The sequence below is a fragment of the Micromonospora sp. NPDC005163 genome, from assembly GCF_053599835.1.
Genome location: NZ_JBSFYP010000015.1, coordinates 58,915 through 75,174 on the forward strand (window position 1 = coordinate 58,915; position 16,260 = coordinate 75,174).

At 71.9% G+C, this 16,260-nt stretch carries 14 protein-coding genes and 1 riboswitch; of the genes, 8 read left to right on the plus strand and 6 right to left on the minus strand.

Annotated features, from left to right (window positions below; genetic code table 11):
• Genes ACWD6N_RS13180 through ACWD6N_RS13190 form a run of 3 tightly spaced genes read left to right on the plus strand, consistent with a single transcriptional unit; the run spans position 1 to position 3,978 of the window.
• Complete coding sequence (locus ACWD6N_RS13180) at positions 1-1,416, plus strand: serine/threonine-protein kinase (protein ID WP_354966411.1); 1,416 nt, start codon at positions 1-3, stop codon at positions 1,414-1,416.
• Complete coding sequence (gene pknB, locus ACWD6N_RS13185) at positions 1,413-3,242, plus strand: Stk1 family PASTA domain-containing Ser/Thr kinase (RefSeq protein WP_354966412.1); 1,830 nt, start codon at positions 1,413-1,415, stop codon at positions 3,240-3,242. Before ACWD6N_RS13180 ends, pknB begins: the two co-directional genes overlap by 4 nt.
• A gap of 31 nt (positions 3,243-3,273) precedes the next feature.
• Positions 3,274-3,978: a SanA/YdcF family protein gene (locus tag ACWD6N_RS13190; RefSeq protein WP_354966413.1), complete on the plus strand. Its 705-nt coding sequence runs from the start codon at positions 3,274-3,276 to the stop codon at positions 3,976-3,978.
• Between the two features lie 30 nt (positions 3,979-4,008).
• Here ACWD6N_RS13190 and ACWD6N_RS13195 read toward each other — a convergent pair whose 3' ends face one another.
• The 4 genes from ACWD6N_RS13195 to ACWD6N_RS13210 are packed head-to-tail and all read right to left on the minus strand — an operon-like array spanning position 4,009 to position 7,280.
• Positions 4,009-4,659, minus strand: a complete 651-nt coding sequence (locus ACWD6N_RS13195; protein WP_354966414.1) for an aminodeoxychorismate/anthranilate synthase component II — start codon at positions 4,657-4,659, stop codon at positions 4,009-4,011.
• A gap of 2 nt (positions 4,660-4,661) precedes the next feature.
• A complete protein-coding gene (locus ACWD6N_RS13200; RefSeq protein WP_354966415.1) occupies positions 4,662-4,946 on the minus strand; it encodes a hypothetical protein in 285 nt (94 codons plus the stop codon).
• 4 nt (positions 4,947-4,950) lie between these two features.
• On the minus strand, positions 4,951-6,480 hold the full coding sequence (locus ACWD6N_RS13205; protein WP_450004775.1) for a class E sortase: 1,530 nt from the start codon (positions 6,478-6,480) through the stop codon (positions 4,951-4,953).
• Positions 6,477-7,280, minus strand: a complete 804-nt coding sequence (locus ACWD6N_RS13210) for a DUF881 domain-containing protein (protein ID WP_354966417.1) — start codon at positions 7,278-7,280, stop codon at positions 6,477-6,479. The genes ACWD6N_RS13205 and ACWD6N_RS13210 overlap by 4 nt, the downstream gene beginning before the upstream one ends.
• Before the next feature lie 221 nt (positions 7,281-7,501).
• On the opposite strand from ACWD6N_RS13210, the gene ACWD6N_RS13215 reads away from it, so the two are divergent.
• The 5 genes from ACWD6N_RS13215 (at position 7,502) to ACWD6N_RS13235 (ending at position 13,838) form a co-directional block, all read left to right on the plus strand.
• Positions 7,502-7,765, plus strand: coding sequence for a cell division protein CrgA (locus tag ACWD6N_RS13215; protein ID WP_354966418.1), 264 nt, complete (start codon positions 7,502-7,504; stop codon positions 7,763-7,765).
• A gap of 291 nt (positions 7,766-8,056) precedes the next feature.
• Positions 8,057-10,255, plus strand: coding sequence for a (Fe-S)-binding protein (locus ACWD6N_RS13220; protein WP_354966419.1), 2,199 nt, complete (start codon positions 8,057-8,059; stop codon positions 10,253-10,255).
• Positions 10,256-10,349: 94 nt separating this feature from the next.
• A complete protein-coding gene (locus ACWD6N_RS13225; RefSeq protein WP_354966569.1) occupies positions 10,350-11,663 on the plus strand; it encodes a hemolysin family protein in 1,314 nt (437 codons plus the stop codon).
• A complete protein-coding gene (locus ACWD6N_RS13230) occupies positions 11,656-12,657 on the plus strand; it encodes a hemolysin family protein (RefSeq protein ID WP_387324780.1) in 1,002 nt (333 codons plus the stop codon). The genes ACWD6N_RS13225 and ACWD6N_RS13230 overlap by 8 nt, the downstream gene beginning before the upstream one ends.
• Positions 12,658-12,839: 182 nt before the next feature.
• Entirely contained in the window at positions 12,840-13,838 is a 999-nt protein-coding gene (locus tag ACWD6N_RS13235; RefSeq protein WP_387324777.1) for a C40 family peptidase, read from the plus strand.
• A 64-nt stretch (positions 13,839-13,902) separates the two neighbouring features.
• On the opposite strand, the gene ACWD6N_RS13240 is transcribed toward ACWD6N_RS13235, so the two are convergent.
• Positions 13,903-15,357, minus strand: coding sequence for an N-acetylmuramoyl-L-alanine amidase (locus tag ACWD6N_RS13240; RefSeq protein ID WP_387324774.1), 1,455 nt, complete (start codon positions 15,355-15,357; stop codon positions 13,903-13,905).
• Positions 15,358-15,405: 48 nt separating this feature from the next.
• Positions 15,406-15,885 carry a lysozyme family protein gene (locus ACWD6N_RS13245; protein WP_354966423.1) on the minus strand — a complete coding sequence of 160 codons (480 nt, stop codon included), beginning with the start codon at positions 15,883-15,885 and terminating at the stop codon, positions 15,406-15,408.
• 230 nt (positions 15,886-16,115) lie between these two features.
• A riboswitch (cyclic di-AMP (ydaO/yuaA leader) is annotated at positions 16,116-16,251 on the plus strand.
• Positions 16,252-16,260 lie beyond the last annotated feature (9 nt).

Here is a 16,260-nt window from a genome sequence, read left to right on the forward strand (position 1 = left end):
ATGCTCAGCCCCGGCGTCCAGCTCGGCAACCGCTACCGTCTCGACGAGCGGATCGCCAGCGGCGGCATGGGCGACGTCTGGCGCGGCACCGACCAGGTGCTCGGCCGGACGGTCGCGGTGAAGAGCCTGCTCCCCGCGCTGCTCGACGATCCGGACTTCGCCGAGCGGTTCCGCGGCGAGGCGCGGACCATGGCCACCATCAACCACCCCGGCGTGGTGGACGTCTACGACTTCGGCAACGACCAGCAGATCGCCTTCCTGGTCATGGAGTACGTCGAGGGCGACGCCCTGTCGTCCACGCTGAGCCGGGTCGGCCGGCTCACTCCGGCCCGGACGATGGCCCTGGTCGCGCAGGCCGCGGACGCGTTGCACGCCGCGCACGAGAAGGGCATCGTGCACCGCGACGTGAAGCCGGGCAACCTGCTGGTCCGGCCGAACGGCACGCTGGTGCTGACCGACTTCGGTATCGCCCGCTCCGACATGGTCGGCCAGCTCACCGCCGCCGGCTCGGTGCTCGGCACCGCCTCGTACATCTCACCGGAGCAGGCCACCGGTGGCGTGGCCACCCCGGCCTCCGATGTGTACGCGCTCGGCGTGGTCGCCTACCAGTGCCTGGCCGGGCGGCGACCGTTCGAGGGCGACAACCCGCTCGACATCGCGATGCGACACGTCCGGGAGACGCCCCGACCGTTGCCGGCGGACATCCCGCCGCAGGTCCGGGCCGTGGTGGAGCGGGCGTTGGCCAAGGACCCGGCAGCCCGCTGGCCCAGCGCCGCCGCCCTCGCCGGGGTCGCCCGCCAGCTCAAGGCCGCGCTCTCCCAGCAGGCCAGGGCCGGTGGCAACTCCGGGCCGGTCTCCGCGGCGCCGGCGTCGCCCGCCGCACCCGGTCGGGCCCAGGTGCCGTCCGCGCAGCAGCTTCGCCCGCCGGGCGCCCCGCACCGACCGCCGGTCGCCGGGCAGCGGCCGACCGCCGTCGCGCCGGCCCAGCAGCCCCGACCCACCGCCGTCGCGCCGGCCGTCCCGCACGCACGCCCGCCCGTCAGCCCCGCCGGTTACCCGCGCGGCGCCGCCGCGGTGCCGCAGGCACCGGTCCGGCAGGAGTATCAGCAGGCGTACGCCCGGCAGGCCGGCCCAGCGCTGCCGGCACCCGATCCGCGCCGGTCCCGGCCCGGCATGGTGCTCCTCGCCATCCTGCTGGCCGTGCTGGTCCTGCTCTGCTCCGGCGTGATTTCCTACAACCTGCGGAAGCAGTCGCAAGCCGGTGAACCCGGTGCGCTGGCTCCGCACACCGTGACGTCCGGCGTGCTGCGGCTCGACGGACGCGACGATGCGACCCGGACGTCGTACCGTCTTGAGGTACGGCTCCAGCCGGACGACGGCGGGACGATGACGAGCGAAGGACGACAGACGCGATGACAGCGCAGGCCCGCCTGCTCGGTGGCAGGTACCAGGTCGGCGAGCTGCTCGGCTACGGCGGCATGGCCGAGGTGCACCGCGGTCGCGACCTCCGGCTCGGTCGGGACGTCGCGATCAAGATGCTCCGCACCGACCTCGCGCGGGACGCGACGTTCCAGATGCGGTTCCGTCGGGAGGCGCAGAACGCGGCTTCGCTCAACCACCCGGCGATCGTGGCGGTCTACGACACCGGCGAGGAGACCGCGCCGACCGGTGAGACGTTGCCGTTCATCGTCATGGAGTTCGTCAACGGACGGACTCTGAAGGAGGTGCTCGGCGCCGAGGGCCGGTTGCAGCCCCGCCGGGCGCTGGAGATCTGCGCCGACATGTGCGCGGCGCTGGAGTTCAGCCACCGGCACGGCATCATCCACCGGGACATCAAGCCGGGCAACGTCATGCTCACCCAGACCGGCCAGGTCAAGGTGATGGACTTCGGCATCGCCCGGGCGCTGGCCAGCGGTGCGACCACCATGACGCAGACCAGCGCGGTGATCGGCACGGCGCAGTACCTCTCCCCGGAGCAGGCGCGCGGTGAGGCCGTGGACGCCCGCTCCGACGTGTACGCGGCCGGCTGCGTGCTCTTCGAACTGGTCTGCGGGCACCCGCCGTTCGTCGGGGACAGCCCGGTCAGCGTCGCGTACCAGCACGTGCGGGAGACGCCGCCCACGCCGAGCGACATCAACCCGGACGTCAACCCCGCGGTCGACGCGATCGTGCTCAAGGCGCTGTCCAAGAATCCGCTCAACCGCTACCAGAGCGCCGGCGAGATGCGGGCCGACCTGCTCCGCGCCGCCGCTGGCCGTCCCGTGCTGGCCACCCCGGTGATGCGCGAGGCGGAGACCGTGGCGATGGCTCCGGCCGGCGGCGGCGGTGGCTACCCGCCCGCCGGCGGTGGGCCGCAGACCCGCCAGATTCCGGCCCGGGTCGGCGACCCGCGCCAGCGCAAGGCGTCCTCCTTGCTGATCGCGACCTTCAGCGCCGTTGGCGTGCTGGCGGTGATCGCCCTGGTCGCCGCCCTGCTCTGGAGTCAGCAGCCGGACAAGAATTTGAAGTCGGTCCCCACGCTCACCGGCAAGAGCCAGGAGGCCGCCTTCGCCGAGATCCGCAGCCTCGGCTTCCAGCCGCAGGCCGGAGACCAGGTGCTGAACGGCACCTGCGAAAAGAACACCGTCGTCACGCAGATTCCGGAGGCCGGGACGCAGCTGCGGGAGAACGGCACGGTGACCGTCCAGGTGTGTGGTGGCAAGCCCGAGGTGGTAATCCCGAAGGACCTCGTCGGCTCGAAGTACGACTCGGTCAAGGCTCGGCTTGAGGGCCTGGGCTTGAGGGTCAAGCCCAAGCCGCGCGACGACAAGGAGAGCGAGGGCATCGTCCTGGACGTGTCGCCGACCTCCGGGACTCGGGTGGCCGAGGCTACCGAGGTGACGGTCACCTACTCCAAGGGCAACATCCGTGGCGTTCCGGACGTTCGTGGTTCCTCCCAGGAGGCGGCCGAGGAGGAGTTGAAGCGGGCGGGCTACAAGGTCAACGTCGATCTCGGCGACCTTGTGCCCGCAGCGGAGGCCGGCAAGGTGACCGACCAGAACCCCAGGCCGGGCACGCAGTTGGCCCAGGGGAAGACGGTGACGATCATCGTCTCCCAGCCGGAGCCGGAGAACGAGACTCCGAGTCCGCCAGCGACGCCGACGCCGACGCCGACCGCCACGCCGACCAAGCCGGGCGACGGTAACGGTGGCGGTTCCGGGCTGCCGTTCCCTCCCCCACCCACTCGGCTCAACGAGCAGTAGACCCGGTGGCTCGGGCTCCGGGACCGTCCGCGTGACCGCCGCCGAAGCTTCGGTGACCGGCCCTCCGGGTCGCGAGCGTCGGTGGCGGCGAGGCCTGACCCGGGTGGTCGCCCTGGGGCTGGTCGCGCTGCTCCTCGCCAGCCTTCCGTGGCTCTGGACGACGATCTCCGCGCGCGGTCACGTGTACGACGAGGCCGACGCGCCGGCCGCCGACGTGGTGATCGTTCTCGGCACCGCCGTGGCGGCTGATCGAACTCGACCTGGGGACCGGCTGGCCGGCCGTCTGGAGACCGCCGCCGAGTTGGTGAACAGTGGGCGGGCCCGGGTGGTCCTCGTGTCAGGCGACGGGGGTGGCACGTCGGGTGACGAGCCGGCCGTGATGACGTCGTACCTGACCGAGCTCGGTGTCGACCCGCGTCGCGTGGTGTCCGACCCGTTCGGCCTGGACACCTACGACAGCTGTGCCCGGGCGCGCGAGGTGTACGGGGTCGAGCGGGCCCTGATCGTGACCCAGTCCTACCACGTGTCCCGGGCCGTGACGCTGTGCCGGCACCTCGGCCTCGACGTCGACGGAGTCACGGCCCGCTGCACCGGTTGCGGCCCCGCCCTGCTGGTCGAGAAGTCGGTCCGGGACTACTTCGCCAGTGGCAAGGCGGCCTGGGACGCAGCCCTGGGCCGGGCACCGGCAGTGCGCTCGCCCGCGAGTCCCGCGGTCCAGGACGCGCTGCGGGGCTGAGCGTCCGGTTTGAAGTCGGCCTGGCCGGCGTCAGGCGGTGGCGAAGGCGGCGCGGCGGCGGGCGTCGACCTCGGCGGCCAGCTCCGGGGCCCGCTCCAGCGCCTCTGGGTGACCGCAGCCGGCCAGCCAGTTGGCGAGCATCAGGTGGCCGCCCTCGGTGAGCACCGACTCCGGGTGGAACTGCACGCCCTCGATCGGCAGCGTCCGGTGCCGCATCGCCATCACCACGCCGGAGCCGGTCCAGCCGGTCACCTCCAGCTCGTCGGGGAGCGTCTCGGGCAGTACGGCCAGTGAGTGGTAGCGGGTGGCGGTGAACGGGTCGGGCAGACCGGTGAGCACGCCGACCGACTGGTGCCGTACCTCGGAGGTCTTGCCGTGCAGCAGTTCGGGCGCGCGGGTGACGGTCGCCCCGAACGCCTCGCCGATCGCCTGGTGGCCGAGGCAGACGCCGAAGATGGGCAACTCGCCCGCGTACTCCCGGATGACGTCCAGGCAGATGCCGGCGCGGTCGGGACTGCCCGGCCCGGGTGAGAGCAGGATGCCGGCGGCACCCACCCTGCCCACGTCGGAGACGTCGATCTCGTCGTTCCGGCGGACCTCGCAGTCCACCCCGAGCTGGCCCAGGTATTGCACCAGGTTGAAGACGAACGAGTCGTAGTTGTCGATCACCAGGACGCGCATGGTCACCTGCTCGGCGAGGGCGGCGCGGAGTTGTTCCGGTCGGTGTCGTACGGCAGCTCGTGCTCGTCGCCGGCCGGGGTCTCCCCGGTCACCGCGTCGCCGCCGCCCGGTTCACCGGGTACGCCGGAGTCCTGGGTGACCTGCACGTCGTCGAAGGGCAGCAGCGGCTCGGCCCACGGGAAGGCCACGTACCAGAGCAGGGCCACCGCGGCGGCGGCGAGCAGCACCGAACCGGTCAGCTTGCCGGCCAGGCCGAACGGCAGTTTGCGCCAGATGAACGCGTACATCGGGTCAGCCTCCCAGCTCCGCCGGGCGGCCCGCTGACTTGGGTTGGGTCCGGTCCAGCTCGGCGTGGATGATCAAGCGCTGGTAGTTGTCGAACTTCGGGTTGCAGGTGGTCAGGGTGAGCATCCGCCGGGTCGGCTTCTTGTCTGGATCACCGGGGACCGGTGCCACCACCTCAACCTGCGTCGGCCTGACGATCCGGGTCTGCGACACCCGATAGACGTACCAGTCGGTCTTGCCCTCGACCACGATCGCGTCGCCGTCGTCCAGCTCGTCCAGCCGCCAGAAGGTGGCCCGGTTGCGGTGGCCGGCGACGGAGAAGTTGCCGACCTGTCCGGGCAGCGCGCTGGCCGGGTAGTGGCCCGGGGCGTACCGGATGTCGGCCTGGGTGACGCCCTCGACCACCACCCAGTTCTTGTCGAGCTTGGGGATGTAGAGGCCGGCGATGGGCTTGCCGCGAACCGGCGGCGACGGTTTGACGCTCGGGGTGGCCGACGGGACGACCGTGGGGTCGTCGGTCGGGCCCCACGCCTGGGCGAGTTGCTGGCTGAGGTCGTTCTGGTGGGCGTCGACGATGGCCGACTTGCCCCAGACCTCGTAACCCGCGAAGAGCAGCACCACGAGGCCGAAGGTGATCAGAACCTCGCCGGTGAGCCGGACGCCGGTGCGGAGCCGGGACGCGAGCGAGGGGCGGGTGAGCTCCGAGTAGACGCTCTTGTAGCCCTCACCGGTCTGGTGGGGCCGGAGTTGGACCACCCGCTCGCCGCGTCGGGGCCGCGGTGGTTCGGCGGGACTGTCCGCGGCGCCGGCCGGCTCGTCGGTGGCCGCGGTGCGGGGGACGGCACCCATCAGCGCCGTGGAGTCCATGGCCGGCGGGCGGGACGAGGGCCTGGCGGGCACGGCCGGGATCAGCGCGGTGGCGGCCGGGTCGGCGGGGCGGTCCGGCCCGGCCGGGGAGCCGGTTGCGCGCGTGGGTCCGACCGTGGGGATGAACGCGGTGGGCGCGTCCACACCGGCGACCGGCGGGCGGGCGGTCGGGGCGGTCGGCGGCGCCGGCGGCCGGATGGGGGCGTTGTCGGGTGCGGCCGGCCGGACCGGTCCCTGGTCGGGTGCGGTCGGTCGGCCGCCGGTGGCTGCGGGGGGACGGACGGGCCCGCCGTGCGGGCCCGACCCGGCCGGGGTGGCACCGGGCCACGGCGGAGGCGCTCCGGTGCCCGGGTGAGTCGGGGTCCGCTGCTGGTCGGGCCGGCCGGCGTTCGGCTGGGCCGGGCGGTCGGCGCGCGGGAGGTTGTCGGCGCGGCCGGCCGGCGGCGGCGCCCCGTCGCCCCGGGGAGGCCCGGGGGCGGCCGGCGGTTCGGGTACGGCCGCTGGGCGCGTCGCCCGGGGTCGGGCGGGCAGCATCGGATCGGGCCAGTTGCCGGCCAGGCCGGGCCGGTCAGCTCCGCGCTCGGGCCGGTCGACCTTGGGTAGGAACGCCGTCGGTTCGTCGGCCTGGTCCCGGTGTCGCCCGTCGCGCCGGTCGTCCGGGCCGCTCACCGGGGCACCGTCGCCGAGCGCAGGGCGGTCGAGTCCTCGAATGCCGGGACTGTCACCGCGGAGACGGTCTCCTTGTATCCGAGTTGGTAGTCGTCGACTGCGTCCTTGAACAACCGGACTCCCTCAGAGCTGGCGAGGGCCTGCTGGAGGGCAGCGGGATCGCCGATTGCTACGATCTTGAACGGTGGGGAGTACACCCGCCCGTGGAGCAGCAGGGTGTTACCGACGCAGCGTACCGCGCTGGTCGCCAGCACGCGGACGTTCATGATTGACATGGCCTCCGCCCCGCCGGCCCAGAGCGCGTTGACCACCGCCTGCACGTCACCCTGGTGCACCACCAGGTCGTCGTTGCTGGCGTCCGTGGGGGTCTGGTCGGTGCGTCGCGGCGCGTCGTTCAGCTCCACCGTCACCCCGGTGCCGGTCAGCTTGGTGAACCCGGCGGCCTGGAGGCTGCCCTGGGCGCGGTCCTGCTGAGCCTTGATCGGGCTGTCCGAGTCGGCCAGCGCGTCGGTCCGCTCCTCGACCTCGTCGCGCAGTGTGGCGGCCCGGCGCTCGCTCGCCGCCACCTGCTCGCGGCGGTCCTCGATGAGCTGGTTGAGCTGGGGCCGACGGTCCTCTCGTAGCGCGGTGCCGCCGGCCGTGGTCGCGGTGGTGGTGAAGAGCAGCCCCGCCGCGGCGGCGATCAGGGGCACCCCGATCGACCAGCCCGGTCGGCGTTGACGCGGTCGCCGGGGCAGCAGCCCGGCACCGGCCCGTCGAAGGACCTTCTGCCAGGAGGCGGCGCCGGATGTGTACTCCACCGAGCGTTCCTTCCGCGTTTCGGGGATTGGTCCGCCCCGGCCGGGCCGGTGATGCGAACAGTCCCGCCTTTTTCGGTCACTCCGTGCACCGGCCTGACCCCATTCGTGGTCCGGGCGGGCGTTCCGGACTACGCTAGCTTTCGAACATTATTGGCCATGGACCGTCGCCCCCGCGCCCGGTTGTCAGGCCGGACGAGGTCGTCACCCCTCTGGAGAGCGTCGTGCCCAAGTCTCAGGTCCGCAAGAAGAAGGTGTACACCCCGCCGACGGACGTCCGTCCGACGACGGCGGCATCGTCGCGCAAGCCTAGCCCGGTGTGGCTGCCGATCACCGCGGTCGCATTGATCGTCGCTGGCATCGGTTGGCTGGTGGTCTACTACCTCTCCGAGCAGCAGTACCCGATCATGGCGTGGGGTTACTGGAACCTCGCGGTGGGCTTCGGCGCGATGGTCGCCTCGTTGGCGCTGCTCTCCCGCTGGCGCTGAGCCGGCCCGGCGCGTCGCCACGCCGGAGGATTCACGTCACCCCACGGAGCCCCTGCCCGGCAGGACCGGGCGGGGCACCCTATGGTGTCCGCAGGGCGGCGTGGCCCGCTGCGAGATGACTCACGTTACTGCTGGGTAACCTTGCGCGTAGGCTGCACTGCATGACCGAGCGGAGCGAGGTCATCGACCGGTCCGGTCGCAGGTGCGGCAGCGGCGCGACGCCGGCTCCGTCCTGACCCGGTCCCGGTCGCCGAGCCGCTCGACAGGCAGCAGACCGGGGAGGCCAACTCGATGGGCAGCGTCCAGATCGTCACCACGATCCTCGCGGCCGCCATCACCGCCGTGGCGGTGTGGCTTGCGGCACGCGCGGTCCTCAAGATGGTGGCAGTCATCCGGCTCGGCCAGCCCGCGCCGGAGCGGTTCACCGACAAGGTCAGCCGTACGAAGACCATGCTGGTGGAGACCGCCGGCCACACCCGCATGCTCAAGTGGGGCGTGGTGGGTGCGGCGCACTGGTTCGTGATGGTCGGCTTCATCGTGCTGTCGCTGCTGGTGCTCGAGGCGTACTTCGAGGTGGTCACCCCGACCGGTGGGCTGCCGATCATCGGGCACTGGGTGGTCTTCGGGCTGGCCACCGAGATCATCGGCGTGCTGGGTCTGGTCGGCATCCTGGTGCTGATGGCGATCCGGCTGCGCAACCGGCCGAACCGGCCGGGTGGTCGCTCCCGGTTCACCGGCTCGACGATGTGGCAGGGCTACTTCGTCGAGTGGATCGTGCTGCTGGTCCTGATCTTCGGGTTCGTGATCCGGGGCTTCAAGGTCGCCACCGACCACTTCGAGTACCCGCTCTGGGCCACCCCGGTCAGCCACGCGGTCGGCGCGGTGCTGCCCGACTGGCAGGACGGGGCGAGCATCGCCGCCCTCATCAAGATCGTCATCTCGATGACCTGGCTGATCGTCATCTCGCTGAACGTCACCATGGGCGTCGCCTGGCACCGCTTCCTGGCGTTCCCCAACATCTTCTTCAAGCGTGAGCCGGCCTGGCCGGCCGGCTCCGGCCTCGGCGCGCTGCGCCCGATGACGAGCCAGGGCAAGCCGCTCGACTTCGAGGAGGCCGACCCGGAGAAGGACCAGTTCGGTGTCGCCCAGGTCGAGCAGTTCAGCTGGAAGGGTCTGCTGGACTTCAGCACCTGCACCGAGTGCGGTCGCTGCCAGTCGCAGTGCCCGGCCTGGAACACCGGCAAGCCGCTCTCGCCCAAGCTGCTCGTGCTGAGCCTGCGCGACCACGCGTACGCCAAGGCGCCCTACTTGCTGGCCGGTGGTGGCAAGGACCTGACCGGCGAGGAGAAGGCCACCGCGGCGCAACTCGCGCACGTCGACGTGCTGGCGCTGGCCGAGGCCGACCGTCCGTTGATCGGCACCGCCGAGGAGGGCGGCGTCATCGACCCGGACGTGCTCTGGTCCTGCACCACCTGCGGTGCCTGCGTCGAGCAGTGCCCGGTGGACATCGAGCACGTGGACCACATCGTCGACATGCGTCGCTACCAGGTGCTGATCGAGTCGAGCTTCCCCTCCGAGGCCGGCGTCATGCTGCGCAACCTGGAGAACAAGGGCAACCCGTGGGGCGCCCCGCAGAACACCCGCGAGGACTGGACCAAGGGTCTCGACTTCGAGGTGCCCCGGGTCGGCGAGGTGGACGACTTCGAGTACCTGTTCTGGGTCGGCTGCGCCGGCGCGTTCGAGGACCGGGCCAAGAAGACCACCCGCGCGGTGGCGACCCTGCTCAACGAGGCGGGCGTCAAGTTCGCCATCCTGGGTGAGGGCGAGACCTGCTCCGGCGACCCGGCGCGGCGGATCGGCAACGAGTTCGTGTTCCAGATGCTCGCCCAGCAGAACGTGGAGACGCTCAACGAGGCGTTCGAGGGCCGGGAGAAGGCCAAGCGCAAGATCGTCGCTACCTGCCCGCACTGCTTCAACACCCTCGGCAACGAGTACGGCCAGCTCGGCGGCGAGTTCGAGGTGGTTCACCACACCCAGCTGCTGGCCCACCTGGTGTCCACCGGCAAGCTCACCCCGGTGCAGCCCGTCGACGGCGGGGTCACCTACCACGACCCCTGCTACCTGGGCCGGCACAACCGGATCTTCGCGGCTCCCCGTGAGGTGCTCGGGGACGCCATCGAGGGCGAGATCACCGAGATGCCGCGCAACAGCGAGCGCTCCTTCTGCTGCGGCGCTGGCGGCGCCCGGATGTGGATGGAGGAGAAGATCGGCAAGCGGATCAACGTGGACCGGGTCGAGGAGGCCATGGCCACCGGGGCGAGGACGGTCGCCGTCGGCTGCCCGTTCTGCTCGACGATGCTCAACGACGGGGTGAACGGCAAGGGCGCCGGCGAGCAGGTCGAGGTGATCGACGTGGCCAGCGTGCTGCTCCGCTCGGTCAAGCCGGAGCAGCCGCAGCGCGGCAAGGAGGCCGCGCCGGTCGCCGGCTGAGCCGTCGGCCGGCCCGGCCGGTGGCTGGGCACCCGCCGTGGCACAATCGCGCCGAGGTGAGGCGAACATCGACGGGATTGTCCTGGCCACGCTGCTGCCCCTGGTCGGCTTCGCTGCGCTGACCGCCGGCAACGCGTTCTTCGTCGCGGCCGAGTTCGCCCTGGTCACGGTCGATCGCGCGGAGATCGACCGCCGGGCCGGCGCCGGCGACGAGGCCGCCCTGAGGGTACGCACGGCGCTGCGCGAGCTCTCCTTCCAGCTCTCCGGCGCGCAGCTCGGCATCACCATCACGGCGCTGCTCACGGGTTATCTGGCCGAGCCGGCCCTGGCCCGGGTCTTCACCCCGCTGCTGCGTCCGGTGGCCGGGGACAGCACGGAGCGGTTCACCCCGTTTCTGGCGCTGGCCCTGGCGACTCTGATCTCCATGCTCTTCGGTGAGCTGGTGCCCAAGAACGCGGCGCTGGCTCGACCGATGCCGACCGCGCTGGCCACCGCCGGCCCCATGCACTCCTTCTCCCGGACGTTCGGCTGGGTGATCCGGGGACTGAACGGTTCGGCGAACCGGCTCGTCCGGGCGCTCGGGGTGGAGCCGCAGGAGGAGCTCCGGAGTGCCCGCTCGCCGGAGGAACTGGGCCTGCTGGCGGCCATCTCCGCCCGGGCCGGGGCACTGCCCCCGGACACCGCGATGCTGCTGCGCCGCACCATCCGCTTCGGCGACAAGCGGGCGGCCGAGGCGATGACCCCCCGGGTGGACGTGGTCGCGCTGCGTGCCACGGCCACGGTGGCCGGGTTGCTCGAGCTGTCCCGGGAGACCGGGCGGACTCGGTTCCCGGTGTACGAGGAGACCCTCGACCTGGTCACCGGTGTGGCGGGGGTGCCGGACGCGCTGGGGGTTCCGCTGGCCGCCCGGGCGTCGACCACGGTCGGCTCGGTGGCCCGCGAGCCGGTGTACGTGCCGGAGAGCCTGGACCTGGACGGCGTGCTGGCCGCACTGAAGGCCGCCGGCGCCGACCTGGCCATCGTGGTCGACGAGTACGGCGGCACGGACGGCGTGGTCACCATCGAGGACCTGGTCGAGGAGCTGGTCGGGGAGATCGCCGACGAGTTCGATCCGGCCAGCGTGGACGACGTCGGCCCGGTCGAGCTCACCGTGCCGGGCGGGGAGCGCACCGTGCTGGTCGACGGGGTGTTGCGCTCCGACGAGTTGGCCGAGCAGACCGGCTTCCGGCTGCCCGAGGGGCCGTACGAGACGCTGGCCGGGTACCTGATGGCCCGGCTCGGGCACATCCCGCTGGCCGGCGAGACGGTCGAGGCCGGTGGCTGGGAGTTCACCGTGGTGGAGGTGGAACGGCACCGGATCGAGCAGGTCCGGGTGCTGCGCCCGGCGGAGCCGGACGACGATGCCTGAGCTGTTGGTGACCGTGCTGCTGCTGCTCGGCAACGGGTTCTTCGTGGGTAGCGAGTTCGCGCTCATCGCGTCCCGGCGGACGGTGATCGAGCCGCTGGCCGCCGGCTCGAAGCGGGCCCGCTGGGCGCTGTCGGCGATGAACCAGATCCCCCTGATGATCGCTGGGGCGCAGCTCGGCATCACGGTCTGTTCCCTGGGCCTCGGCGCGATCGCCGAGCCCGCGCTGGCCCACCTGCTGGAGTCGCCGTTCCACGCGGCCGGCCTGCCCGAGCGGGCGGTGCACCCGGTGGCGTTCGTGCTGGCGTTGGGCGTGGTGGTCTTCCTGCACACGGTGGTCGGCGAGATGGTGCCGAAGAACATCACGCTGGCCGGTCCGGAACTCTCCGCGCTCTGGCTCGGCCCGGCCATGCTGGCGTTCTGCGTGGCCACCAAGCCGCTGCTGCTGGCGATGAAGTGGGCGGCCCGGCGGGTCCTCGCGGTCTGGCGGATCGAGGCGTCCGAGGCGGTGAAGACGGTGTTCACCGCGGAGGAGTTGGCCGGGCTGGTCTCCCAGGCGCGCACCGAAGGGCTGCTCGACGCGGAGCAGCACGCCCGGATCACCGGCGCCCTGGCCCTGCACACCCGGACCGCGGCGGACGCGTGGCAGCCGTGGTCGACGGTGGTGACGGTGGCCGAGGACGTCTCGCCCGCGTCGCTGGAGGTGCTGGCGACCCGCACCGGCCGGTCCCGGTTCCCGGTGGTGCAGCGGTCCACCCGGCGGGTGCTCGGTTTCGTGCACGTCAAGGACGTGCTCGGGTACTCGGGGCAGGCTCGCCGGGCAGCGGTGCCGGCGGAGGTCTACCGGCCGCTGGCGGTGGTGCCGCCGGAGCGTACGCTCGCCGACCTGCTGCTGGCCATGCGCCGCGAGCGGAGGCACATGGTGCTGGTCAGCGACGGCCGGCGCCCGCTCGGTGTGGTCACGCTCGACGACGTATTGACCGCGATAGTTGGCTGATCGGCCGATACCCTTGGTGTGCAAGCGGTTGCGCGACAGTGACGGTGACGCCTCCCGCCTTGATTCCGCTGCTGCGCTTCCCTAATGTGAGGCACCGACCGCTGTGGGTCGTCTGCCTCGGCCCTTCCCTCACGCGAGGCGCCCGGCGGTCGGTTGCAAAGGAGTCGGTGCCGGTGGCAACCATGCCCCCTCATCGTCACGCCCCGGGACTGCCCGCTCGGTCGGGCGGTCTGCGCAGGGTCGCCCACCGTCTACTCGTCCTGGTCGCCGCCGCGGCGGTCGGCGCTGGCGTGCTCTCCGCGCCCGTGCAGGCCGCGCCCACGGTCGACGAGATCGAGGCGCAGATCGACAAGCAGTGGGAGCGGTTGGAGCCCACCATCGAGCAGTACAACAAGGTGCGGTCGCAGCTGAAGACCAACCGGAAGAAGTCGTCCGAGCTGCAGAAGAAGATCGAGCCGCTGGCGCTGCAGAGCGAGCTGGCGCTCAACCGGGTCGGTGACCTCGCCTCCCGGTACTACATGTCGGGTCCCTCCCACGACATCGGCGCGTTGCTGATCAGCGCCAAGCCGGACACGCTCACCGAGCAGCTCACCGTCCTCGACCGGCTGGCCGCGCGGGAGCGCAAGGAGGTCGAGGGCGTGCTGGCCGTCCGGGCCAAGTACGACGGCCAGAAGCAGAAGCTGGACGCGCTGATCGCCACCCAGACCAAGCAGCAGAACGAGCTGGCGGCGAAGAAGAAGCAGATCGACGGCGAGATCAAGCGGCTCGAGGCCTCGCTGCCGAAGACGACGATCAAGACCGAGGGCTGCCCGACCATCAACGGGGTGGCCAACGCGGCCGCCCAGAAGGCGATCAAGACCGCCTGCCAGCAGGTCGGTGACCCGTACGTCTGGGGCGCCACCGGCCCGAACTCGTTCGACTGCTCGGGCCTGACCCAGTACGCGTACAAGGCGGCCGGGATCTACCTGACCCACCACACGGGTGACCAGTGGCACGAGGGCAAGGCCATCTCGCGGGCCGACGCCCGCCCCGGTGACCTGGTCTTCTTCTTCAGCGACCTGCACCATGTCGGCCTGTATCTGGGCAACGACAAGATGGTGCACGCGCCACGCGCCGGCAAACCGGTGCAGGTGGCCAGCATCAACAACATGCCGGTCGCCGGGTTCCGCAGACCCGGCTGATCCAGCAGCCACGACGAGGGCCCCCGGTCGGACGACCGGGGGCCCTCGTGCCGTTCAACACGGTTCAGTGCGGTGCGTCCACCGGAGACGGCAGGAGCTGCACGTCGGCGAGGTCGACGTACATGATCCGGTGACCGAACTGGATCTGCGCGTACCGGTTCTGGCCGCGGATGACCGTCCAGTCGCCCGGCGAGGAGCCGTCGAACGTGGTGGCCCGGTAGTACTCGCCCGGCAGCACCGCGCCGACGGCGTACCGCTGGCCGGCCGCCAGGGTGTACTGCAGCGGCGAGATCGGCTGGTATGGCACCCCGGCCGGGTAGGCGGCCTCCTCGGGGTACGCCCGCCCGTACACGGGGATGGTGGCCCGTCCGGGCTTCGGGGTGGCCACCACGCCGACGGTCCAGGTGGCGGTCGGCGCCGACGCCGGGTTGTGGAACCACGCCTTCTGTCCGAGATACCAGATCGCCGTCCAGTCGCCCTGCCGACCGGCGAGGGCGTACGTCTGGCCGGCGGAGGCCCGGGTGCCGTGGTCCGACACCTCCATCGTGTTCGGGGTGCCGTCGGGGCGCAGTGCGATGTCGTTGACCAGCGGCGCGTCCGCGGACGGCGCACTGCGCAGCACCACCGACGATGAGCCGCGCGGCGCGCACGGCACACCGGCGGTGACGCAGCCGGTGAACGCCGGCTGGTTGGTGGCGTAGTCGGGGCCGATCCGGACCAGCCCGGAGGCCGGGATGCCGGTGTCCAGCCGCGGCGCGTGCAGCAGCGTGAAGTAGTGCGTCCAGTCCCAGTACGGGCCCGGGTCCCAGTGCATCCCGCGCACGGTGGAGGCGACGGTGCCGGGCACGTTGTCGTGGCCGATGATGTGCTGGCGGTCCAGCGGGATCCCCAGCTGCAGGGCGAGGTGCCGGACCAGCTTGGCGGAGGTCCGGTACATCGCCTCGGTGTACCAGGTGCCCTGCGCGGCGAAGCCCTCGTGTTCCAGCCCGATCGACTTGGCGTTGACGTACCAGTTGCCGGCGTGCCAGCCGACGTCCTTGGTCTTCACGTGCTGGGCGATGTGCCCGTCCACCGAGCGCAGCGAGTAGTGCCAGCTCACGTAGGTGGGGTCCTGGACGAGTTGCAGCGTGGTCGCCCAGCTCGCCTCGGTGTCGTGGATGACGATGTACTCGATCTTCTGCCGGCCGGGTCGGTCGGAGAGGTCGTGGTTGCCGTAGTTCCCGGCGCCGAACGCCTCGTAGGGCGCCGGGATCCACTCGCAGGAGATGGTGCGGGGGCACTCCAGCCCGTCGGGGCGGGCGAGCCGGCGCAGTCCCAGCCGGTCCAGCCAGGAGCGCTGCGGTTGGATTGCCCGGGCCGGCAGCGTGATCCGCTGGCCGTCGTCGGTCACCCGGGACTCGCCGGCGCCGATGGTGGTGAACACCTCGTCGGCGAAGGCCGCCGCGGCGTCCGCGCTGTCCGCGCCGGCGTAGCGGGCCACCGCGCCGTACCAGGCTGCCGGGTCGGTGCCGGCCCCCACCGGTGCGCCCAGTTCCCGCTGGTACGCGGCCAGCAGTGCCGCGCCGCCTCAGATGTTGACGCTCGGGTCGGTGCGCAGCGACTCGGGGGCGGCGCCGGTCAGTGCGGCGGCGGCGTCCATGGTCTGCAACGCTGCGGCGGGCGGCGCGGGATCCTCGGCGGGTCGGGGCGCCATCTCCCGTGCGGGGCGGGAGTCGTCGCCGCGCGGGTCCTCGGTGCCGGCGTCGTGGTGGCTGCGCCCCGGTAGGGCGGCCACGTGCCGGGCGTCGGTCAGGTGCATCGGGCCGTAGCCGCCGCTGGTACTCGGCGTGCCGGCGTTGCTGTCCCAACGTGACTCCAGATAGGAGACGCCGAGCAGCACGTCGGCCGGTACGCCGTACTCGGTCGCCGCGGCGGCGTACTGCTGCTGGCGGTCGGCGGTGGGTGCGGCCACGGCTGGGCCGGCGGGTAGGGGAACCGCGGTCGCGGCGGCGACCACGGCGGCGGCGAGCAGCGCGCGCCGGCCGGTGGACAGGGTTGGACCGTGCATCGAACCCCCTAGATCTGAAGGGCGAAGTGAGGTCACCTTCGCCCCGCCCGGGGCTCCCGTCAATACCTTTCGACCTACCGAGGTTCGTGGAAGGAAACCTTCGTTCCCGGCCGTCGTCGCCGGCAATCGGTACGGAGTGTCACGGCCCCACCGGTTGCGGATCGGTAACGGTCGTCTCTACTCTGGTCATTCGTCGGGCCGACAGCAGCTCCGCCCACCCGGGCGGTAACGGACCGACACCGCCGAGTCGCTTCCGAGCGAGCCGGGGACCCAGGTTTCTGGGGTGAATCCGCAGCCACTGCGGTAGGGCGTCCACCTTCCCGCCCGAACCCGTCAGCTAACCCGGTAGGCGGTCGGGAAGAAGGAGTACGGAAC

Excerpts from the sequence above, each read along its gene's own strand:
- ACWD6N_RS13180 (WP_354966411.1), top strand. The coding sequence starts at position 1 with ATGCTCAGCCCCGGCGTCCAGCTCGGCAACCGCTACCGTCTCGACGAG.
- pknB (WP_354966412.1), top strand. The coding sequence starts at position 1,413 with ATGACAGCGCAGGCCCGCCTGCTCGGTGGCAGGTACCAGGTCGGCGAG.
- ACWD6N_RS13195 (WP_354966414.1), bottom strand. The coding sequence starts at position 4,659 with ATGCGCGTCCTGGTGATCGACAACTACGACTCGTTCGTCTTCAACCTG.
- ACWD6N_RS13200 (WP_354966415.1), bottom strand. The coding sequence starts at position 4,946 with ATGTACGCGTTCATCTGGCGCAAACTGCCGTTCGGCCTGGCCGGCAAG.
- ACWD6N_RS13220 (WP_354966419.1), top strand. The coding sequence starts at position 8,057 with ATGGGCAGCGTCCAGATCGTCACCACGATCCTCGCGGCCGCCATCACC.
- ACWD6N_RS13230 (WP_387324780.1), top strand. The coding sequence starts at position 11,656 with ATGCCTGAGCTGTTGGTGACCGTGCTGCTGCTGCTCGGCAACGGGTTC.
- ACWD6N_RS13235 (WP_387324777.1), top strand. The coding sequence starts at position 12,840 with ATGCCCCCTCATCGTCACGCCCCGGGACTGCCCGCTCGGTCGGGCGGT.
- ACWD6N_RS13245 (WP_354966423.1), bottom strand. The coding sequence starts at position 15,885 with ATGCACGGTCCAACCCTGTCCACCGGCCGGCGCGCGCTGCTCGCCGCC.